The organism is Cellulophaga sp. 20_2_10 (assembly GCF_023476645.1).
In the GTDB taxonomy this organism is placed as follows: Bacteria; Bacteroidota; Bacteroidia; order Flavobacteriales; family Flavobacteriaceae; genus Cellulophaga.
Genome location: NZ_JAMCOJ010000004.1, coordinates 444,840 through 466,140, shown reverse-complemented (window position 1 = coordinate 466,140; position 21,301 = coordinate 444,840). Strand labels below are relative to the sequence as shown.

The following is a 21,301-nucleotide window of genomic DNA, read 5'->3' as shown; positions in this document are numbered from 1 at the left end:
AGTATATTTCATAAAACAATTGAAAGAATGGTAGTTGCCAAACCAGTTTATCAAAATCAAATAAAACAGAAGCTAAACGTATAACTCAAAAAATTTAATTGACCTGCTTTTTCTTGAAGTGTCATTTTTGAAATTAAATCTTCTATAAAATCTTTCTTTACTTCTTTTTTAGAACAAGAAAAAAGGAAGAAAAAAGAAATTAAAGTAAGTAGTGTTCTATTTTTCATAAATTTATTGTAAATAAAAATCAATTGAATTTAATCTTAAATCCAATTGATTAAAAAGATTAATTTTAAGAGCTCTTATTTTTCAAGAACTTTGTGTAAGTTTTATTATCATAAACTAAAAAGTACATTCCTGTACTTAAAGCTGAAGCATCAATACTTCCTTCAAAATTTCCTTGTTTAACAATTTTTCCAAGAGTATTTGTAATTTTATATGTTTCAGGCAAATTTTGTCCTTTTAAAAATATTGTGTTTTTTACAGGATTAGGATACATTATTAAAGCTGTTTCTTTTGTAAAATCTGTTGTAGACAAAGCTGTTATTTCTGCGGCACTCCTTATATAAACTAATGGAGTGTCACTTGCGCCATCACCTCCATAAATAACAGTACCTCCATCTGGTGTATATGCTAAATAAGACAATACTCTGTAAGTTAAATCTGCATTAGCAGAACTTAACGTTGCATCTGCAGGAATTGTATAAGTACCTGTCATAGCGTATACAAAATAAGAAGGATCTGGATCACCTATACTTTTATTAGCCCATACACCATCTATATGATCTAAATTAGCTACAGCTTCATCTTGAACTCCAAAAAGGACAAAACTTTGTGTATCATCAACGCCATTTGTGGCCCCAAGCGTATGCGTTATAGAAAAATTAATTTCTTGTCCAGGCGAAAACGTTACTGCTTCTTCTCCGTTAACTTGATAATCTGCTTTGTTTGCCCAACTAAAGGTAGGTTCTACTCTTTGAGAAAATGCTAGCGAACTCATAAAAAGTAATAATAAAGTAATTTTTTTCATGTTAAATGTATTTTAGTTAATAAGCTCTAAAATTACAGTATTACTCTTTTTATTGGTAACTTATCGTCTTGACATAAACTAAACAATTCTAAAAAAAAAAGTTTCTTTTACTCAAAAAAAAAACTCTTTATAGATTTTTTTATCCTTTTTAAAGTAAAACGTATTTAGAGACACACTTTTAACAATTATTATAACCTGATCTTTTTAATATAAAAAATGATAAAATTTTATAACATAAAAGATTCTCTATGCTTTACACCTTTTTTATTTTAATAAAAGAGAACGTTATACTATAAAAAATTAAATAACGTAGTTTTTAAATTGCCATTAAACTTAAAAATAAATTGAAACTTTATCTATTATAAATAAAATTATATTTAGACCTATTTTAAATTAAAATAAGAACAGAATTTTATCTTACTATAACTTAAAATCATAAAAAAATGATATTTATAATTCAACTTTTAAATTTGTTTTTAAGGTAAAAAGATAAAAAAGTACCCAAATCAAACAACTAAATTACCTTTATTCTATTCTTATTTAACTTTTTTAAGTATCGTTTCTGACAAAACAGTGACTAAAAATAAATCTCCTTTTAATAGCTGTTCCATTAGAAAATTACAACTTGACATGTCAAGTTCATAATTGAACACACTTATTTTATCAAAAAAAACATCTTTATAAAAAAGGATTAAAAAAAACATAAATCACTACAAAACAGACAAATAACAACACAAAGACCTGTTTTTAAAAATATAATTATTACTTAATCTAAACAAAAAATAAGAAAAACAAGTCCTTAAAATAATTTTAACAAAAAATAAAAAAAAGACTCTTAAGGAACTGTTAATTTTAACAAAAAATTAAAAATTTAACCTGTTCAGTTTTTGTCAAGTACCTTAAATTGGTGTTTTGTAAGAAAAACACAATATTTGGGTATGATAATTCAAAAATCGATAAAAAAATGAAATTAAATTTGCAAAAATGCAATTACAGAAAAATGCTATTAACAGCATTACTTCTGCTTAGTTTTGGTTTTATCCAAGCACAAAATGTTACTATAAAAGGAACAGTAAGTGCAGATGGAGATTCTTTACTTGGAGCTAGTGTAATTGTAAAAGGGTCTAGCAATGGACAAAGTACTGAAATGGATGGAACTTATGAATTAAAAGCTAAGTTGGGAGACATTTTAGTTTTTAGTTATTTAGGGTACAAAACAAAAGAAGTAACAATTATTACTGGTAAAACTACCATAAATGTAGAATTACTTGGAGACGCATCTCTTTTAGATGAAATTGTTATTGTTGGTTACGGTACACAAAAGAAGAAAGAAGTTACAGGAGCTGTTGTTAACGTTGGGGCTGAAGAAATTAGTAGATCTCCAGTAGCCGATTTAGGTGCAGCAATACAAGGTAAGGTAGCAGGTGTAAACATACAAGCATCAAGTGGTAGACCAGGAGAAGCTGCAAACGTACAAATTAGAGGTTTAGGATCTGTTTCATCTGGTGCAGCTGGACCATTATATGTTGTAGATGGTATTCCTTATGAAGGGAACCCAAACATTTCTCCAGATCAAATTGAATCTTTAGATATTTTAAAAGATGGAGCTGCTGCTTCAATTTATGGTACAAGAGCTTCTAACGGAGTTATTTTAATTACTACAAAAAAAGGAAAAGCAGGTAAAATGAAAATTGACCTCTCAACCTATACAGGTATCCAAAGCATTACTTCTGGAACCCCTTTAATGAATACAGCTCAACAACTGTATAGTTTAGAGATAGCTACAGAACAGTTAGGATCTCAACCACAAACTTTTTTTATTAACGCAAATGCTTTAGATTTTGATACGAATTTTGTAAAAGACGTTCAAAATGATAATGCTATTATTCAAAATGTTAGTTTAAATATTTCTGGTGGTGTAGAGAACTTAACCTTAAACTTTAATACCAATTACTTTAAACAAGATGGTGTTCTAATTAATTCTGGTTTTAACAGGTTAGCTAATAGATTAACTGGGCAATTTACCAAGGGTAAATTTAAAGCCTTTGCAACTCTTGGTTATACTATTGAAAATAGAACACAAGAACCTTATGCTCTTTACGAATATAGTATTGGTCAATCTCCTTGGAGCAGACCTTTAAGTGATATTCCATCAATTGGCGAAAATAGTGTTACACTAGATGTGGAGAATGAAATATTTTACGGTTACCTATCTCGTCAATTAGAAAATATAGACGAAAGAGAAACAAAGTCTAGCAATATTGCACTTAATTTAGAATATGAAATTGCAAAAGGTTTAAAGTACAAACTAAATTTAGGTTCAAATGAATATAACTATTTTAGAAAATTCTTCCGTCCTCAATATTTAGCATACGCTAGAGATGGAACACTTAATGCAACTGCTTCAACTGAACAAGCCTTGCTAAATGAAGATTATATATTTTCTAAAAGAGAATCTATTGAAAACATTCTTAATTATTCTACAAACTTCGGAAAACACAATCTTAATTTATTAGGTGTAATTTCTTACGAAAGATTTAAACAGAGAAATTTGGGAGTTGGTGTCATATATAGTAAAGATGCTAGTAACAGCCTTCAAACTTTAGGTTCTGGTGCAGAAGGAATAAAGCCTACTAGTAACAATCAAACAAGTACTTTGGCTGGAAAATTAGTAAGAGCTCAATACAATTATGATGAAAAATATTTATTATCTGCTAGTTATAGACGAGATGCGTCTTCAAAATTTTCGGAAAATAATAGATATGGTAATTTCTTCGGATTTTCTGCTGGTTGGAATGTTAGTGAAGAAAATTGGTTTAACGTAGATGCAATTAGCAATCTTAAATTAAGAGGAAGTTGGGCAGAAGTTGGTAACCAAGGTATTGCACCTTATCAGTTTACAGCAATTATTGAATCTGGTATAAATTATCCGTTTGGTCCTAATGAAGAATTAAATTTTGGTTCTATTCAGCGTCGTTATGTAGATCCTAATATTAAATGGGAAACTACTATTTCTAAAAATATTGGTGTAGATTTATCTATGTTTAGTAATAAACTAAACATTACTGCAGATGTATATCAAAATGACAAAAAAGATATGCTTTTACAAGAGCGCCTTCCTGCATCTTCTGGTACTTACCATACAGGAGCTTCAGGAGTTTATGATGTTAAGCAAATTAACGCTGGTGACATGGTTAATAAAGGACTAGAACTTTCTTTAAGTTACAAAGATCGAATTGGAGATGACTTAAAATATAGTATTTCAGGTACTTTTACTAAAAATATAAATGAAGTAACCGATTTAAACGGTATAGATAGAGGTTATGCCAATGGTAGACCTACAACCTCTTTAGGCGAAAATATAGATTACACTACTTTTTTAGCGAAAGGCTATGAAGCAGGCTCATTCTTTTTATTGCAAAACGATGGTGTTATAAAAACACAAGAACAATTAGATGCCTATAATTTGCTTGACGTATCAGCTACAGGTACGCCTCAATTAGGAGATATGATGTATAAAGATACTAATAACGATGGTGCTGTTAACGATAATGACCGTGTTTACTCTGGTTCTGGACAAGCTGAGTTTGAAGCCGGTTTAGGGTTAAACTTAGATTATAAAGGTTTCGATTTCTTTGTACAAACTTTTTATTCTCATGGTGCAGAAGTATATAATGGGTCTAAATTGTACGCCTATACTCAAGGAAGACATACAGATTTATATAACATGTGGTCTCCACAAAATCCAACATCAGATGTTCCAACTTTTAGACGAAGTGCATTTCATAATAATGTAAGAGCTGCTTCTAATTATTTCTTAGAAGACGGAACGTATTTAAGAATTAGAACTTTAACACTTGGATACACTATTCCTGGTATAGAAGATACTGGTATTGATAAAGCTAGAGTGTATTTAACTTCAACGAATCCATTTACGTTTACAAATTACTCAGGGTATGACCCAGAAGTTGGTGGAGATGGAATCTTTACAAGAGGTGTAGATAGAGGGAACTACCCAGTTACTCGTCAATTCATGTTAGGTGTTCAATTAAGCTTTTAAAAAATAAAAATCATGAAATTAATAAAAAATAATACATTACTATTTGCTCTTGTATGCTCGTTATTCTTCGTAGCATGTGATGAAGATAGTTTTTTAACAGAAGTTAATCCAAATGCAATTACTACAGATACTTTCTGGAAATCTGAAAGACAATACAACAGTGCATTAACCACTGTTTATGGTGCATTACAGTTTCAAAGCATTAGTGGAGGAGAACTAATATACGAAATGGTTATGGGAGATATTGGTGGTACAGAATCTTGGTACAGACCAAATCTTTTTAGAAACTTAACCTATAACGATGGTATTTATCATGTAACGGATAAATGGAACGAACTTTATATAGGTATCTTTAGAGCAAATCAAGTTATTCAAAATATACAAGATGCAGATGCTAGTCTTTTTACAGGTAACTCAAAAGCAGAAATTGAAGCGCAAGCAAAATTTTTAAGAGCCTTCTTTTACTTTCAATTAGCACATACTTATGGTGGAGGTGTAATTCACGATAAAGTAGCAGAAACTAAAGAAGAACTTTCTAAACCTTTTTCTACTATTGCAGAAATTAATGCCGCAATAATACTTCCAGATTTAGAATTTGCAATGAATAATTTACCACAATCATGGGAAAGTAACGATATGGGAAGAGCAACTTGGGGTGCTGCAACATCACTGTTAGGAAAGGTACATTTATACAATAAAGAGTGGCCAACAGCTGCTGGTTTATTTAAACAAGTTATAGATTCTAAAGTATATAGTTTAACCAAAGATATTTCAGACAACTTTCAGCATGAAAATGAATTTAATTCAGAATCTATTTTTGAAGTAAATTATTCTTTCGACTTAGCTCCTGGTGTAAATGGAGGTGCTGTTGATGATACTCCTTGGCAAACTAGTGCTGAATCTTCTTCAATTGCATCAGAAGTTGGATCAATACAATATGGAGGTTTTAATACTTTATTAGCTTCTTATAACTTACAAGAAATGTTGGTTTATGATGAAGTGGACCCAAATAATTCTATCAATAATGGGAACATAGAATCTACAAGAATGAATGCTACGATTGCAGTTAGATTTATGGAAGGAAAATATTATGGTTTGGATTTTGCTGATGTAAAAGGTTTTGGATTTGGACAAAGTGCTTATGTAAAAAAACACTCTAATTGGTATCATTTACCATCAGAACCTGCTAACCGCAGATCTGGTATTAATTTTAGACATATTAGATATGCAGACGTTTTATTAATGTATGCAGAAGCTGTACTTGGAGCAAGTGATGATTATGCAACAGCCATAGAGTATATAGATATGGTTAGAGCTAGAGCTGGAGTAATAACACTTCAAAAATACATGGACGATAATGGCGGTAAATTCCCACAATTACATGTTAGTAAGCAAGTACATGGAGCACACCCAATGGTACAAGCCAATGCACAAACAGTATTAACTCACCTACAACGCGTAGAACGCGCAGTAGAATTGTGTTTTGAAGGTCATAGATGGAAAGATTTAGTAAGATGGGGTATTGTAAAAGAAGTATTTACAGAGTTAAGAGCAGACGAAGTTTGGAGACTGGAAAACACTGACCTTTCATTTGATACTGCTCCATTATACATACCTGGTAGAATTAGACCCGATTTTGCGTTAAGTGCTACTAACTACAATGCGGAAAATCATAACTATTTCCCTATTCCTATACAAGAATTACAGACTAATCCGAATATAAATAACTAATTATGAGAAATTTAAATATATATAAGATATTATGCATTTCGCTTCTTGCCTTTTATGCATGCGATGATGAACAAATGTTAAATTTACCAGAAGCAAATCATAGGGTTATTGTTACTTCAGAAGCAAATGTTGAAAACAACATAAATATTGGTGGTCATATAGATTTTGGTGATATTTCTAGTGGAGTTGCTTCACGTACCTGGACCTTTCCAGAAAACGTATCAAGCATCTTTGGTTCAGACAAAAATACTTCTGGAGAAAATACTGTAAAAGGTTTCTTTAATGAAGTTGGAGTGCATAATGTAACTTTACACCAAGTTTTTAAAGGAGATGTTTATCGTAACGAAGACAGCTCAATGCCTAGTGGTTTAAAAGAATTAGACACTACAATTGTAGTAACTGTTTTAGCAGCTGTTAAAGCACAAATTACTGGTAATTACTTAAATGATGATGGATCTTTAGGTGCGCCAATTTCAATATCTGATGCTGCATTAAATGAAGTTACTGCAAGTAAAAAAGTAAGATTTTCTTATACTACAATTGGTGCTCCAGAAGTTTTTAATTGGACTTTTGGTACTAGTGGAGTTGATCCAACAACATTTGGTGGTACAAATACTGAAGTAGATATACAATATAAATCTTTAGGGAACTATGATTTAAAATTTATTGCCTCTAGATTAAGACCTTTTGGTGGTGATACTATATTTCTAAAAGATTTAATTAAAGTAATACCTTCTACAGAACCGGTATCGTTAGATGCTGTTAAAGCAAATGAAGGAAAAATTGACTTAGAATTTAGTAGAGATATGGATCCAGATTCTTTTGATGTTTCTACATTTGTAATTTCTTTAGAAAATGGAGGTACTACAATACCTACTTCTATAGTATCAACAGAAATTAAAGCAGGAGAAAACAATATTATTACTATTACTTTAAATGAAGTTATCTATAATAATGATACTGTAAAGGTTTCTTATACACCAGGAACTTTAAGAACCACAGATCAAGTAAATGCAACTGTTTTTAAAGATAAACCTCTTGAATTTAATTTAACTAATATTTTAAAAGGTTCTAATTTTGATTATAGTTTTGAAAACTCTACAGATGTAAATTGGCCATTAGCATGGGGCTCTGCTGGTATTTGGAATATTAATACAACACAAGCACAAGACGGTAACTCTAGTGCTTATGTAGAACTACCTGCAAGTGCAGATGGCTTTACTTGGGTACAACATGTAAGCAATGGAGCACAAAAAAAAGTTAGTTTTAAAGCTGGTAAAACTTACGAAATTGGGGCTTGGGTTTATTTATTAGACAATGGTAATTCTACTGGTTTTGCTCCAGATGTTAGAATCTATTGGAAAAGTACTGGAGATTACGATTGGAATGCTCCTGCCGTAGCTATTTTATCTGATGATATGCCTACTGGTACATGGGTGTATCAAAAAGCATTTATTAATTTCGGTGCAGATGGTGATTATGAAACAATAATTAGAGGGTGGAATAATAAAAACCCAAATAACGTTAAGTTTTACATCGATAATTTAACGATTGCAGAGGTTACCATAAGACCTTAATTTTATAATTAAGTATAGTTATTTAACTACAAATAAAGCCTTTAAGATTATTCTTAGAGGCTTTATCATTTACTCTGTTTTCTTTTATAAAAAGAAGGTGTATTATTTGTAAACTTCTTAAATTGTCTATGAAAAAAAGGAACAGACTCATAGCCACAAGCAAAACAAATTTCTCTTACAGACCAATCGGTGTCCATTAACATTCTTTTTGCCATATTTATCTTATATTGATTTAAAAAAGTAAAAAAAGGCCTTCCCATTATTTTATTAAAAAAACGAGAAAAAGACTGTTCAGACATATTTACTAAATCTGCTAATTCTTTTAATTGTATTTTTTTATGATAATGGCTTTCTACATAATCGTGTACTTTTCGAATGCGAGAACTATATTCTGAAGGCAAATCATCTATAAAACTTTTTTCTGAGAGTTCTCTATATTCAAACCTAGATAGTAATACCAATATATTTTGAAATTTTAAATACAATTCCGTTCCTTCTAAAGTCAATAATTCTTTTAGTAAAGTAAACACTTCAGAAGCATTTTCTTTTGTAAACAAAATACCTTTCGATGCCGCTTTTAGCATTTTAAAAACACTTTCCATTTCCGGTACTTTAGCATAAATACCCGTATTCCATTGAATAACAATTGAAGAGCAACCAGTATTGATTATCGAATTATTTTTCCAACAATGCGGCACATTTGTTCTTACTAAAACCAACTCACCTTCCTCAAACGGACCAACATAATCGCCAATAAATTTGGTTCCACTACTCTTTTCTATAAACGTAAGCTCATGCTGAGGATGAAAATGCCAAGGTGCATAAAACCGATCTCCAGAATACCTAAACGCAATAATAGATTTCTGATTATTTAAAGCTACTTTTTCAAATTTCGGCTGCATAAGTCTCTATTACATCTCAAATATATGCAATAAACAAAAACACACAACATAATAAGGTACTTTATTGCATAAATAAGGGAATCTTTCATTTCATAAATAGATAATCTTTGACAACTCTAAAATGTCAATTTAAATAATATGAAAGCAAGCGAATTTCCAGATGCGTTTAAAGATGCAAGACAAAAAGAAGGTGTTGGTAAAATGAATGACCAAGATGATCCTGTAACGATGGTTTTGCGTCATAAAGAAGTACGTAAATGTGCGCATCAATGGCAAGCTTTTCAATCTGGTGGAGAAGAAGTAGGAAGAATTGTAATTCCATCAGAAGTAAAAATTAGAGATACCAGACAAATACCTTTTGAAATTGATCCCCCAGAGCATAAATCGTTTAGAGATATCTTAAATCCGTGGTTTAAAAGACCTTTAGATGAAGATTACTCTGCTAAATTGGCAACAATCATAGAAGAAATTGTTGAAGAATCCTTAGAAAGTAATAATGTAGAAATTGTTGAAGAATTTGCTCTAAAATTACAATCTAGAGCTTTAACATTACTATTAAACATACCGTATTCTGAAGCCGATTTATGGATTTCATGGGGAACACACGTATTTAGAAGTGATGATTCTGATTTAGATGTAAATAAAGCCAATATTCTATATAAATACATTGACAAACAAATTGATCTTGCTATTGAAAACCCAAGTGAGAGTTTGTATTCTGTGCTTTTAAATTCTGAGGTTGATGGAAAAAAGATGACCAAAGAAGAAGTAAAAGGAGTACTAATTTTAACTTTTGCTGGTGGTAGAGATACTGTGATTAATGCAGTAACAAACTCTATAGCTTACTTTGCAGGGAATCCAAAAGCTTTGGCGGTTTTAAAAGAAAAACCAGAAATGATTAACAATGCCGTTGAAGAATTGGTTCGTTATTTCTCTCCATTAACTCAAATGGGAAGAGTAGCAACTAAAGATACTCACGTTTGTGAGCATGCTATAAAAGCAGATACAAGAATTTCTTTAAATTGGGCTTCTGCTAATAGAGATGAAAACGTTTTTGAAAACCCAAATGAAGTCGTTTTAGACCGAAAAGTAAACCCACATGTTAGTTTTGGTTTTGGAACTCATAACTGTTTAGGAGCAACACATGCTCGTCAAATTTTAAGAATACTATTGGCAAAATTATCACAAAAAGTAACTTCAATAGCAATTCTAGATTCAAAAGAAAATATAGAAAATTTAGGAGAATTTAATAGAAAAGTAGGTTTCAATTCATTGAACGTACAATTTAAAAAATAATATAAAATGGCAAAAATAACATTTATAACAGCAGACAACGAATCAATAACTGTTGAAGGTACTTCTGGTTCAGTAATGGAATTAGCAGTAAATAATAACATAAAAGGAATAGATGGAGATTGTGGTGGTGTTTGCTCCTGCGCTACATGTCATGTACATGTTGAATCAGAATTTGTTGCAAAAACAGGGCAAGCAGAAGAACTAGAAAATGATATGTTAGAATTTGATGATTTAACAAACGAATACAGTCGTCTTTCTTGTCAGCTTCAAGTAAGTGAAGATTTAGATGGAGTTGTTTTTAAAGTTGCAAAATAAATTTTGATGTTAGATACAGCTAATCAAGTTTGTGTAGTTATTGGAGCAAGTCATGCAGGTGTTAATTTTGCTTTCAATTTAAGAAAAGAAGGTTGGCAAGGAGAAGTTATATTATTTGATTCAGATCCAAATATTCCATATCACAGACCTCCATTATCAAAATCTTACATCATCGATGGAGATTTAAATAGCAACCTTTTAAAACCGCTTGAAAGCTATAAAAAAGACAACATCACTTTAAAATTAGGGGTAAAAGTTTCTTCAATTAATAGAAATATCAGAACAATTTCTATTGAAAATAAAGGAACTCAAAAATATGATAAATTAGTAATAGCAACAGGTGCAAGACCATTTATTCCACCAATTTCTGGAATAGATTCTGCCGCCAATTTATTTCCTATGAGAACAGCTAATGATGCAATAGAAATAAAAAAAGCTATTGATTCATCAGAAAAAAAGCGAGTAATCATTATTGGTGGAGGTTATATTGGTCTTGAAACTGCAGCGTCATTAAAAAAGACAGGTGCATCAGTAACAGTTTTAGAGAGAGAAGAACGTATTTTAGCTAGAGTTACCGCTCCAGTTATGTCAGATTATTTTATGGAATTACATCAACAAAATGATGTTCAAATTCTTACAAATAACAATGTCTCTTTTATAAAAACTGAAAACGGTCTGAATACTGTTTTTTGTGATGATGAAACTTCTTTTGAAGCAGACATTGTCATTGTCGGTGTTGGTATTAGAGTAAATACTGAACTTGCTGATACTGTTGGTTTAGAAATTGAACAAGGAATTAAAGTCAATGAATTCTCACAAACAAATGACGAGAATATTTATGCTATTGGTGATTGTACTTTTCATTACAACCCACACTACAAAAGATATCTACGTTTAGAATCTGTTCAAAATGCGGTAGATCAAAGTAAAGTTGCAGCGGCATCAATTTGTGATAAAGACCTTATTTACGATACCATTCCTTGGTTTTGGTCAGACCAATATGATGTAAAACTACAAATGGTTGGTTTATCAAATGGGTATAATGATGTGATTGTTAGAAAAGAAGAAACGGAAAACACTAGTTTTTCTGTTTGGTATTTTAAAGATGATGCATTATTAGCTGTAGATGCAATAAACAATGGAAAAGCCTTTGTTTTAGGTACAAGATTTATCAAAGGAAAACAAAAAATTAATAAAACGAAGTTGGTTGATGTTTCAATACCAATGAAACCAACAACATTTTTATAAAAAATAAATTTATGAGTATACAATCTAAATCTGCAATTGCAAAAGGGGATGGTTCTTTTATTATTGACACGATAACAATCTCAGACCCAAAAGGGGATGAAATTATTGTAAAAATAAAAGCTGCTGGTTTATGTCATACAGACCATGATTCTTTAAATTGGGGTAAACCTATTATTTTAGGTCATGAAGGTGCAGGAATTATTGAAAAAATTGGTACAGAGGTTACTGATTTTAAAGTTGGAGACAAAGTAATTTTAAACTGGGCAACACCTTGTATGAAATGTTTTCAATGTCAAGAAGGGAATCAACATATTTGTGAAAATAATTCACCTGTAACTGCTGGTGGAAATGGTTATACACCAGGACATGCACATTTAGAAGGTTCTAAATGGAACAATCAACCTATTGAACGTTCTTTCAATATTGGTACCATTGCAGAATATGCTTTAGTAAAAGAATCTGCTTGTGTAAAATTAGAAAGTAAAATGCCAATGCCCTCTGCAAGTATTATAAGTTGTGGAGTAATGACTGGCTATGGTTCTGTTGTAAATTCGGCTGAACTAAAAGCAGGAAGTTCTGCTGTGGTTTTAGGAGCTGGTGGAGTTGGATTAAACGTAATTCAAGGTGCTAGAATATCTGGAGCAGCAAAAATAATTGCCATTGATATTAATGCTGAACGTTTAGAAATGGCAAAACAATTTGGAGCAACCCATACTATTCTAGCAAATAAAAATGATATTGGATTGATGAAAGCATCAGAAGAAGTAAAGAAATTAACAGAAGGAAGAGGTGCTGATTTTGCTTTTGAGTGTACTGCTATTCCTGCTTTAGGCGCTGCTCCTTTAGCGATGATCAGAAATGCTGGAACCGCTGTTCAAGTTAGTGGAATTGAAGAAACGATTAGTATTGACATGAACCTTTTTGAATGGGATAAAATTTACATCAATCCATTATACGGGAAATGTAGACCACAAATAGATTTTCCGAAATTGGTGAATTTATATGATAAAGGCGATTTATTATTAGACGAAATGATTACCAGAACATATCCTTTAGAAGAATTACAACAGGCTTTTGATGATATGTTAGCGGGTAAAAATGCAAAAGGTGTAATTGTATTTTAATATGAAAAGTAGCTTTAAAACCGTAGAACTTTCAGATTTAAACTTTGAATCTCAAGGATTAAGATTCTTAACCGTAAAAACGCCTAATTTAAAAGGAAGAGGAGACATTTGCCTATATGTTCCAGAAGTTGATAATTTTGATAACCTTCCTATTTACATCTTATTACATGGTGTTTATGGAAGTGCTTGGATTTGGGCAATGAAAGGTGGTGCGCATGTAACTACAGAAAAACTAATTAAAAATAACACGATTAAACCTGCGATTATTGCAATGCCTTCTGATGGACTTTGGGGAGATGGTTCTGCATATTTTTCTCATCATCAAAAACAATTTGATAATTGGATTGTAAATGATGTGATTACTGCAATAAAAGAAAATATTCCTGAAGCAAAAAACTCAACTTCTACTTGCATAGGTGGTTTGTCTATGGGCGGTTATGGTGCTTTATCTTTAGGCGGAAGATTTCCTGAAAAATTTAAAGCAATTTCTGGACATAGTTCTATTACAAAACTAGAACAAATGCAACTGTTTACAGATGATTCTTTAGACGAATATCTAAAGGAAAGTAAAACGTCAAATTTAATAGATATTTTAAAGAAAAATAAAACAAGCTTACCTCCTATTCGTTTTGATTGTGGTGTTAATGATTCTTTATTTGAAGCTAATAAATTACTTCATAAAGAACTTATAAAGGAAAATATCACCCATAATTTTGAAGAATTTAAAGGCGGACACGAATGGTCTTATTGGATAGAGCATTTAGAAAAAACATTACTTTTTTTTGATAAATTGGTTTAAAAAAATCTTACATATAAGATTAATTATTTTCAATAATAAATTGAACAGAAAACTCAACTCCTTCTGAATAAAAATATATTAATTTTATTAAAACAGAAATATAAAAATAGATAATCTAGAAAAAGCTTTTTAAAAAATGGGGTTAGAAATTGAAATGATATCTCTTTTAACAAGTACTCTTGATAAAGAACAAACGAAATTTTAAAAGTAAAAAAGCCATCATTTAATATTCAAATTATCTATTCTTTTTACTTAAAACTCTACAACTTTATCTAAAGCTTCATCAATATCTTGTTGCATAAAGTTAGACTGATACAAAATAGTAGTTGTAATTGAAGAATGTCTGTATAGCTTTTGAAGCATTTGAATTGTAATTTTATCACCTGAAATATTACCAAAACTATGACGTGCAATATGCATCGTTAGTTTTTTATCAATACCGGCTTTATCTGCTACCATTTTCAAGCGTCTATTAAAATTTCTTGTAGCAGTCTTTATTCTCGTTTTTAAATACCTGTCATCATCTAAATCAACACCCTCCAACTCTTTAAAAAGATATACAGTTTCCTCATTTTTCTCTAACTGGCTAAGAATACCCTTTACTTTTATTTGGTATTTTTAAAGAAACAAGTTTTTTATTTTTCCCCATTCTATAATGCAATCTATTATCTAAGAAATCTTTCCATTTCAAAAATAAAACATCACTAACCCTAATTCCGGCAAAATAAAAACTAAGTAACCAAGCATTTAAGGCATATTGTTGTGCCATAGTAAGATCTTTTATATTTTCTAAAATTTTAATTTCTTCAATAGTTAAACCTATCTTAACTGATTCCGGAAACCTTATTTGATACTTCCCTCTACCAAATGGATAACTTACATTTTTAATCGAAAAATCAGAAATAGCTATATTCAGAATTGTACGGATTGTAATCATATAATTTGCAATCGTTCTTTTAGCCAATTTCCTTTTAGTAGACAAATGATTCTCAAATCCCTTCATCAGCCGCAAATCAAAATCTCCTAAGCTAAATGTATCTTTTTTAATGAAATTTTTAAAAACTTGAAGGCGCTGTTTTTCTATATCTACCTGATGGAATTGTTTTCGTTTTTTTAATTGATTCAAATAATAGTTTGATATTAGAAAAAAGTCTTCGTTTTTTTTATTTAAAACTTTACTTTTTATTGCTGTTACCGACTGATAGTTAATTTCCATCTCAGCATCAATTAACTTTTTATTGACCTCAGACTTTTTATTCAAAATAAGTTGATTGATATACAAAAAATCTGGGTGTGATTTTTTAACAGCACAATTTTTATTATCCCAGTCAATTTGTTTTATATATTGACCGATATAAATAAAAGTAGCTTTTCTATCCTTTATAATCCTAAGCGCAATAGGATATAATTTTTGAGAATTTGCTTTTTTTCTTAAAACTGCTTTAATTGAAGACACCTTAATAAATTTATTAAGCTAAAGATACAAAATCTAGGTACAACATAGGTACAACATTTAATGATATTATATGTAATTATTCAATATCAAGCAAAATTAAAACACATATAACTAATTAACTATCAAGGTATTTAGTTTATTTTGACATCCTTTTTTTAAAATTCATAACCCGGAGGTCACGAGTTCAACTCTCGTTCTCGCTACAACAGAAAAGCGATTTAGTTCTACTAAATCGCTTTTTTTATGCCTTTTTCCTTCATTTAAGAGCCTTTACACTAAAAACAGCTGCTTTTTTACGCTATAACAACTTAGTTGCTTTTTCAATTATACCAATTTTTCACTATAAAAAGGCAAGTAATTCCTATTCTCCGCTCCCACTCTTTTTTTTACAGATGTATATTATCAACTTAAAAATAATAGACTTAATTAGAAAATATTTAAACCTAAATAAGTTTATTTTCTTTAACTCGTAATAGATTTAATTCGTTTTACCATTACTATAGAAAAGGAATTGGGTTAATAATAGATTCATTTGAATTAAAGGCTACAGAAAAAAAGTAAGATTTTAGACTGCGTAAAGCACCATAAAAATGAAACAGTTAAATAATTCTCATAAATTTAAACTTAAAGAGCTACCATCACTACTCAACAAAACGTATAAATCTTGGATGGCAGATGATCCTTTTAGACTAAGTGCTATTGTGGCCTATTATACAGTGTTAGCACTACCCGCTTTACTAGTAATCATAATTAATGTTGTGGGGTCTATTTGGGGAATTGAAATTGTTCAAGGGCAATTAACAGATGAGTTTACTTCTGCTTTAGGCAAAGATGCTGCAATTGCAATAGAACAAATCATTAGGGAAACACAAGACTCGGAAAAAAACCTTCTCTCTACAATAATTGGTATTGGTACGCTGCTATTTGGTGCTACAGGGGTTTTTTATCAACTTAAAATATCATTAAATGAAATTTGGAAAATTAAACCTAACCCTAAAGCTAGTATTTGGAAAATAATAACCGATCGTGCTGTGAGTTTTGCTTTTATTTTGGTCATAGGCTTTCTACTATTAGTTAGTTTTATTGTAACAGCGGCCATTAGTGCTTTAAATAGTTATATACGCGACGTATTGCCAGATATATTATTATATGTAGCCTATATATTAGATTTTGTTTTATCTGTAGGTATTATTTCTGTGTTGTTTGCACTAATGTTTAAATACTTGCCAGATGCCAAAATTAAATGGAAAACAGTATGGATTGGTGCCATATTAACAGCTATACTTTTTGTAATAGGTAAATTACTATTGGGAATTTATTTTGGTCAAGCAGACCCTGGCTCTACGTATGGTGCAGCTGGGAGTATCGTTCTAATTCTCTTGTGGGTATCTTACTCTTCGCTTATTCTTTTCTTTGGAGCGGAGTTCACCTATGTATATGCTAAGCGCTATGGTTCTGGTATAGAGCCAAAAGGTATTGCAATAAAAAAATAAACAAAATTTATCTTATAAGAGTTAATCTTTTGTTTGATACAACTAAAACATAGCGCAGTAAGTTTTCATTTTTGCAGCAATAATCATTCACCTTTTTAATTCACAACAATGAAGCATATTAGTCCAAATATTATAAGACAGATTTTTGTATTGCTACTCATAATTTTAATGGGTACGCTCATTTTTGAAGAAATGCTACCCTATTTTAGTGGTGTTTTAGGAGCAATTACCATTTATGTTATACTAAGAAAATCTATGAAGAAACTCGTAGAAAAAGGATGGTATCCTAACCTTGCCGCTATTTTTCTAATGATCTTATCTTTTTTATGTATAATGATTCCTTTAGTTGGCTTAGGCCTTATGATGGGAAGTAAAATACAGTATGCCGTAGACAACTCTCAAAAAGTTATTAATGCCAGTAAAGAGCAATTAGGGAAGGTAGAATCTTATTTTAATATAGACATAACATCAGAAATAAACACAAGCGCAATAACATCTTGGTTATCAGACCACCTTCAGAACTTTGCAGGAGGTACCTTTAATATGGTTATTTCGGTAACTCTTATGTACTTTCTTTTATTTTTTATGCTAACAAACAGAAAAAAACTAAGAGATTCGTTATTTGATTATATCCCAATTAGAGATGAAAATTTAAAAATAATCAGCACGGAAACCAGTGCAAATGTAAAAGCAAATGCGCTAGGAATTCCTTTGGTTGCCATAGGGCAAGGTATTGTTGGGTTAATAGGTTTTTTAATTTTTGGAATACCAGACCCATTCTTTTGGGCTGCTATTGTTACCGTAGGTTCTATGATTCCGTTTGTAGGTAGTGCATTGGGTACAGTGCCTGTATTTTTATTGGCATTATCCAACGGCGATAGTTTTCAGGCTTGGGGTATATTTATCTATGGTCTTGTTGCCATTGGAGCCACAGACAATGTATTTAGATTGTATATCTTAAAAAAAATAGACAATGTACACCCAATAATAACCTTAGTAGGTGTTTTGGTTGGTGTTCCGCTATTTGGTTTTATAGGATTAATCTTTGGCCCTTTATTAGTGAGTCTCTTTCTTATTGTTGTTCGCATTTACAAAAAACAATACGGTCAAGAATCTAAAGAAAGCAGCTAACCCACAAACAAGCTTTTACTCAAATTAGATCTTATAATTCTAAATCTATTTTTTAGGTTGATTTTTTTACTCTTTTTATTGATTGCATCAAAGATGAAATCAAACCAGTTAATCTTTACTACAAATCAGTTGTATTATTGAGTAAGTAAAAAAAGTATAACCTTCTGAGGCATCAGAATAAAAAAATATTAGTATGAAAATAGGAATAATAGGAAGCGGAAAAATTGGAGGAAATTTAGGTAAACACTGGGCAAAAGCAGGTCACGATGTTCTTTTTAGTTCTAGACACCCAGAGCAACTAGGAAGTCTTATTAAAGAAGCAGGTACAAATGCAAAAGCAGTTAGTATAACAGCTGCTTTTGAAGCTAAAGCAGATGTATACGTGTTAGCAATGCCTTTTAAAGCCATAGATAAAATAGCTGAACTCTATGCTGGTGAGTATGCCAACAGTGTTATTTTGGATGCAACAAACCCTTACCCAGAAAGAGATGGGGATATGGCACAAAACGTAAGAGATGCTAATTACAATGCGTCTGAATATACCGCTATGAAATTTAGCTCTGCTAAAACAGCAAAAGCTTTTAATACCATAAAAGCAGAACACTTAAGAGACCGTGCTTTTAGATCTCAAGACAAATTATCGGTGCCATTTGCAGCCCAAGACCAACAAAGCAAAACCGTTGTACAAAACTTAATAGAAGACATTGGATTTGATGCTGTATATATTGGCAACTTAAGCGACACAAAAATTATGGATCCAGAGCAAGAAATATACGGGGTTTCTACTTCTAAATCTGAGCTTCTAGATACTGTTAACGCACTAAAACAAAAATAAGCAGCTACAAATACTGCTTAAAAACAACTAATCATAAAAACACAAACACATGCAAATTATATACGAATACAATGATGTAACTGCTAGTAGTAGACTAGAAGCCATTGTTAATGAAAAATTAGACCATTTACATAAAAAATTCAACTTTATTCATCGTGCTGATGTATTCTTTAAAGTTCAAAACCGAACAGACGATAGGCAACAAATTTGCGATATACGCCTTAGTATGCCTGGACCAAGAGTATTTGCATCTACACACGCAGAAACATTTGAGTCTGCTATAGCTGAAACTGTTAGAGATTTAGACAATCAGTTACAAAAAACGAAAGATAAAATGGGAATAAGATAAACACATATTAAAATATGTAATATCTAAAACTCCAAAAATAGCAAGAGTATTTTGTTGCTAATAAAAACAGAAAACACTACTGCTATTTACGTATAACACTCTAAAAAAAATTGAAAATGAAAACTGAAGAAAAGATAAAAAATAAAAATACCAAAGCAACCTATAATTCTGATATAACGGAAGATGACATTAGCGCTTTAGGAGAAAAAGGATTGCGCGCAGATTCGGAAGACGATAGACTATTACTAGACCGAAAAGAGTCTATAGACTTTCAAGGAAAAGATTTAGATGTACCTGGCAGACACCAAAGCAACCTAAATACAAAGAAAAGTATAACAGATGAAGAAAACACCTTATTTGCGCAAGGCGGAGAAGATAATGAAAATTTAGAAGCACCAGAAAGAGCAAATACTAGCAAATAATAGTTGTAGAATAAAGGAGAACTTAAAAAAAGAATGAAAATGAGCGATATGAATAATGAAACTGAATTTAAGACAATTAATCCTGCTACAGAAGAAACTATAGCAAAATACACCTATATAAATAGTGATGAGGCTACTAAAAAAGTAGAAGACAGTCACAATGCATTTCTAGAATGGAAATTAACATCTTTAGAAGAGCGTGCTAAAATACTAAAGTCTATTGGTAAAACATTAGAAAAAAATAAAGACGCATATGCCCAACTTATGACACAAGAAATGGGAAAGTTACTAAGTCAAAGTTACCAAGAAATAGAACTTTGTATTGGTATCTGTAACTACACTGCCACAGAAGGCATTAAACATTTACAAGATGAAGAAAGACCTCTTTACGACGGTGGAAAAGGTACTATTCACTATTCACCTATAGGCGTTATATACGGAATTCAACCTTGGAATTTTCCGCTATACCAACCTATTCGTTACTCAATTGCCAACCTAATGGCAGGTAACGGAGTGTTGTTAAAACACGCAAAAAATGTTACAGGTTCGGCATTAAAATTAAAAGAAATTTACGAAGATGCAGGGTTACCTAAAGACCTGTTTCAAATACTCGTTATTAACCATGATGTTTCTGATGAAATAATTGCAAATGACCTCGTTAGAGGTATTACCTTAACAGGGAGTTCTGGAGCAGGGAAACACGTGGCTATAAAATCTGCTGAAGTGCTAAAGAAAACAGTTTTAGAATTGGGTAGTAATGATGCTTATATGGTTTTAGATGATGCAGATATAGATTTGGCTGCAAAAACTTGTGCAGAAGCAAGAATATATAATAACGGGCAAACTTGTGTTGCCGCAAAACGATTTATAGTTGTAGACAGTGTTTATGATCAGTTTAAGTCAAAATTTGTGCGCATTATGGAAAGTATGCAACTTGGAGACCCTACAAAAGACACTACAACTTTAGGACCAATAGCACGAAAAGATTTAAGAGAAGAATTGCATAACAAAGTGCAAAAAAGTATTGAAAAAGGAGCCAAAATATTATGCGGAGGAGAAATACCAAACACAAAAGGATATTACTACCCTTCTACCGTAATAGAAAATATTACTCCAGATCAGCCAGCATATAGCGAAGAACTTTTTGGACCTGTAGCCTCATTAATCAAGGCTAAAAACAATGACGACGCTATGCGTATTGCTAATGATAGTAAATTTGGTTTAGGTGGCGGAATCTTTAGTAAAGATGAAGACAAAGCAATATCCTTAGCTAAAAACTATTTTGATACGGGTATGATACATATTAACTCTTATGGCCTAGCCTACCCTAATATGCCTTTTGGCGGTGTAAAAAACTCGGGTTACGGAAGAGAACACGGCGGTTTTGGTATTCGCGAATTTGTTAATGTAAAATCTATAACACAGAAATAATTTGTACTGTAAAAATCATTGCAAAATAACTGTTAGTACTATACGCTGCATCATTCTATATGGTGCAGCGTATTTTTTTGCATCACTCTTTTTGATATGAGT

Annotated in this window: 19 protein-coding genes; 14 read left to right on the top strand and 5 right to left on the bottom strand. The window is 31.2% G+C overall.

The window, feature by feature from the left end:
* Window positions 1–56: 56 nt before the first annotated feature.
* Window positions 57–227 carry a hypothetical protein gene (locus tag M4I21_RS10760; RefSeq protein WP_249559157.1) on the bottom strand — a complete coding sequence of 57 codons (171 nt, stop codon included), beginning with the start codon at window positions 225–227 and terminating at the stop codon, window positions 57–59.
* Between the two features lie 65 nt (window positions 228–292).
* Window positions 293–1,030, bottom strand: a complete 738-nt coding sequence (locus tag M4I21_RS10755; RefSeq protein WP_166382846.1) for a T9SS type A sorting domain-containing protein — start codon at window positions 1,028–1,030, stop codon at window positions 293–295.
* Window positions 1,031–1,994: 964 nt separating this feature from the next.
* On the opposite strand from M4I21_RS10755, the gene M4I21_RS10750 reads away from it, so the two are divergent.
* From M4I21_RS10750 to M4I21_RS10740, 3 genes are read left to right on the top strand one after another with little or no spacing between them, the layout of a single operon-like run.
* Window positions 1,995–5,090 (top strand): SusC/RagA family TonB-linked outer membrane protein, encoded by a 3,096-nt coding sequence (locus tag M4I21_RS10750; RefSeq protein WP_249559156.1) that lies wholly within the window; start codon window positions 1,995–1,997, stop codon window positions 5,088–5,090.
* A gap of 12 nt (window positions 5,091–5,102) precedes the next feature.
* Window positions 5,103–6,821 carry a RagB/SusD family nutrient uptake outer membrane protein gene (locus M4I21_RS10745; RefSeq protein WP_249559155.1) on the top strand — a complete coding sequence of 573 codons (1,719 nt, stop codon included), beginning with the start codon at window positions 5,103–5,105 and terminating at the stop codon, window positions 6,819–6,821.
* A 2-nt stretch (window positions 6,822–6,823) separates the two neighbouring features.
* A complete protein-coding gene (locus M4I21_RS10740) occupies window positions 6,824–8,398 on the top strand; it encodes a hypothetical protein (RefSeq protein ID WP_166382840.1) in 1,575 nt (524 codons plus the stop codon).
* 65 nt (window positions 8,399–8,463) lie between these two features.
* On the opposite strand, the gene M4I21_RS10735 is transcribed toward M4I21_RS10740, so the two are convergent.
* Window positions 8,464–9,300, bottom strand: a complete 837-nt coding sequence (locus M4I21_RS10735; RefSeq protein ID WP_166382838.1) for an AraC family transcriptional regulator — start codon at window positions 9,298–9,300, stop codon at window positions 8,464–8,466.
* A gap of 138 nt (window positions 9,301–9,438) precedes the next feature.
* Between M4I21_RS10735 and M4I21_RS10730 the strand changes: the two genes are divergently transcribed.
* The 5 genes from M4I21_RS10730 to M4I21_RS10710 are packed head-to-tail and all read left to right on the top strand — an operon-like array spanning window position 9,439 to window position 14,082.
* Window positions 9,439–10,596 (top strand): cytochrome P450, encoded by a 1,158-nt coding sequence (locus M4I21_RS10730; protein WP_249559154.1) that lies wholly within the window; start codon window positions 9,439–9,441, stop codon window positions 10,594–10,596.
* Between the two features lie 6 nt (window positions 10,597–10,602).
* Window positions 10,603–10,911 (top strand): 2Fe-2S iron-sulfur cluster-binding protein, encoded by a 309-nt coding sequence (locus M4I21_RS10725; RefSeq protein ID WP_249559153.1) that lies wholly within the window; start codon window positions 10,603–10,605, stop codon window positions 10,909–10,911.
* 6 nt (window positions 10,912–10,917) lie between these two features.
* Complete coding sequence (locus M4I21_RS10720) at window positions 10,918–12,159, top strand: NAD(P)/FAD-dependent oxidoreductase (protein WP_249559152.1); 1,242 nt, start codon at window positions 10,918–10,920, stop codon at window positions 12,157–12,159.
* Between the two features lie 11 nt (window positions 12,160–12,170).
* Window positions 12,171–13,283 (top strand): Zn-dependent alcohol dehydrogenase, encoded by a 1,113-nt coding sequence (locus tag M4I21_RS10715; RefSeq protein WP_249559151.1) that lies wholly within the window; start codon window positions 12,171–12,173, stop codon window positions 13,281–13,283.
* 1 nt (window position 13,284) lies between these two features.
* On the top strand, window positions 13,285–14,082 hold the full coding sequence (locus tag M4I21_RS10710) for an alpha/beta hydrolase (RefSeq protein ID WP_249559150.1): 798 nt from the start codon (window positions 13,285–13,287) through the stop codon (window positions 14,080–14,082).
* 252 nt (window positions 14,083–14,334) lie between these two features.
* Here the strand turns inward: M4I21_RS10710 and M4I21_RS10705 are convergent, their stop codons facing one another.
* Both M4I21_RS10705 and M4I21_RS10700 read right to left on the bottom strand, forming a co-directional pair.
* On the bottom strand, window positions 14,335–14,625 hold the full coding sequence (locus M4I21_RS10705) for a tyrosine-type recombinase/integrase (RefSeq protein WP_249559149.1): 291 nt from the start codon (window positions 14,623–14,625) through the stop codon (window positions 14,335–14,337).
* Window positions 14,626–14,668: 43 nt separating this feature from the next.
* On the bottom strand, window positions 14,669–15,538 hold the full coding sequence (locus M4I21_RS10700) for a phage integrase SAM-like domain-containing protein (RefSeq protein ID WP_249559148.1): 870 nt from the start codon (window positions 15,536–15,538) through the stop codon (window positions 14,669–14,671).
* Between the two features lie 590 nt (window positions 15,539–16,128).
* Between M4I21_RS10700 and M4I21_RS10695 the strand changes: the two genes are divergently transcribed.
* The 6 genes from M4I21_RS10695 (at window position 16,129) to M4I21_RS10670 (ending at window position 21,199) form a co-directional block, all read left to right on the top strand.
* Window positions 16,129–17,031: a YihY/virulence factor BrkB family protein gene (locus M4I21_RS10695; protein WP_249559146.1), complete on the top strand. Its 903-nt coding sequence runs from the start codon at window positions 16,129–16,131 to the stop codon at window positions 17,029–17,031.
* Between the two features lie 108 nt (window positions 17,032–17,139).
* Complete coding sequence (locus tag M4I21_RS10690) at window positions 17,140–18,162, top strand: AI-2E family transporter (RefSeq protein ID WP_249559145.1); 1,023 nt, start codon at window positions 17,140–17,142, stop codon at window positions 18,160–18,162.
* Window positions 18,163–18,355: 193 nt separating this feature from the next.
* On the top strand, window positions 18,356–18,997 hold the full coding sequence (locus M4I21_RS10685) for an NADPH-dependent F420 reductase (protein WP_249559144.1): 642 nt from the start codon (window positions 18,356–18,358) through the stop codon (window positions 18,995–18,997).
* Window positions 18,998–19,046: 49 nt separating this feature from the next.
* Complete coding sequence (gene hpf, locus M4I21_RS10680) at window positions 19,047–19,346, top strand: ribosome hibernation-promoting factor, HPF/YfiA family (protein ID WP_249559143.1); 300 nt, start codon at window positions 19,047–19,049, stop codon at window positions 19,344–19,346.
* A 116-nt stretch (window positions 19,347–19,462) separates the two neighbouring features.
* Window positions 19,463–19,768: a hypothetical protein gene (locus M4I21_RS10675; protein ID WP_249559142.1), complete on the top strand. Its 306-nt coding sequence runs from the start codon at window positions 19,463–19,465 to the stop codon at window positions 19,766–19,768.
* A gap of 48 nt (window positions 19,769–19,816) precedes the next feature.
* On the top strand, window positions 19,817–21,199 hold the full coding sequence (locus M4I21_RS10670; RefSeq protein ID WP_249559164.1) for an NAD-dependent succinate-semialdehyde dehydrogenase: 1,383 nt from the start codon (window positions 19,817–19,819) through the stop codon (window positions 21,197–21,199).
* Window positions 21,200–21,301 lie beyond the last annotated feature (102 nt).

What these genes read in the sequence shown, in the direction of transcription:
- M4I21_RS10760 (WP_249559157.1), bottom strand. Translation starts at nt 227, where the DNA reads ATGAAAAATAGAACACTACTTACTTTAATTTCTTTTTTCTTCCTTTTT.
- M4I21_RS10755 (WP_166382846.1), bottom strand. Translation starts at nt 1,030, where the DNA reads ATGAAAAAAATTACTTTATTATTACTTTTTATGAGTTCGCTAGCATTT.
- M4I21_RS10750 (WP_249559156.1), top strand. Translation starts at nt 1,995, where the DNA reads ATGAAATTAAATTTGCAAAAATGCAATTACAGAAAAATGCTATTAACA.
- M4I21_RS10745 (WP_249559155.1), top strand. Translation starts at nt 5,103, where the DNA reads ATGAAATTAATAAAAAATAATACATTACTATTTGCTCTTGTATGCTCG.
- M4I21_RS10740 (WP_166382840.1), top strand. Translation starts at nt 6,824, where the DNA reads ATGAGAAATTTAAATATATATAAGATATTATGCATTTCGCTTCTTGCC.
- M4I21_RS10735 (WP_166382838.1), bottom strand. Translation starts at nt 9,300, where the DNA reads ATGCAGCCGAAATTTGAAAAAGTAGCTTTAAATAATCAGAAATCTATT.
- M4I21_RS10730 (WP_249559154.1), top strand. Translation starts at nt 9,439, where the DNA reads ATGAAAGCAAGCGAATTTCCAGATGCGTTTAAAGATGCAAGACAAAAA.
- M4I21_RS10725 (WP_249559153.1), top strand. Translation starts at nt 10,603, where the DNA reads ATGGCAAAAATAACATTTATAACAGCAGACAACGAATCAATAACTGTT.
- M4I21_RS10720 (WP_249559152.1), top strand. Translation starts at nt 10,918, where the DNA reads ATGTTAGATACAGCTAATCAAGTTTGTGTAGTTATTGGAGCAAGTCAT.
- M4I21_RS10715 (WP_249559151.1), top strand. Translation starts at nt 12,171, where the DNA reads ATGAGTATACAATCTAAATCTGCAATTGCAAAAGGGGATGGTTCTTTT.
- M4I21_RS10710 (WP_249559150.1), top strand. Translation starts at nt 13,285, where the DNA reads ATGAAAAGTAGCTTTAAAACCGTAGAACTTTCAGATTTAAACTTTGAA.
- M4I21_RS10695 (WP_249559146.1), top strand. Translation starts at nt 16,129, where the DNA reads ATGAAACAGTTAAATAATTCTCATAAATTTAAACTTAAAGAGCTACCA.
- M4I21_RS10690 (WP_249559145.1), top strand. Translation starts at nt 17,140, where the DNA reads ATGAAGCATATTAGTCCAAATATTATAAGACAGATTTTTGTATTGCTA.
- M4I21_RS10685 (WP_249559144.1), top strand. Translation starts at nt 18,356, where the DNA reads ATGAAAATAGGAATAATAGGAAGCGGAAAAATTGGAGGAAATTTAGGT.
- hpf (WP_249559143.1), top strand. Translation starts at nt 19,047, where the DNA reads ATGCAAATTATATACGAATACAATGATGTAACTGCTAGTAGTAGACTA.
- M4I21_RS10675 (WP_249559142.1), top strand. Translation starts at nt 19,463, where the DNA reads ATGAAAACTGAAGAAAAGATAAAAAATAAAAATACCAAAGCAACCTAT.
- M4I21_RS10670 (WP_249559164.1), top strand. Translation starts at nt 19,817, where the DNA reads ATGAATAATGAAACTGAATTTAAGACAATTAATCCTGCTACAGAAGAA.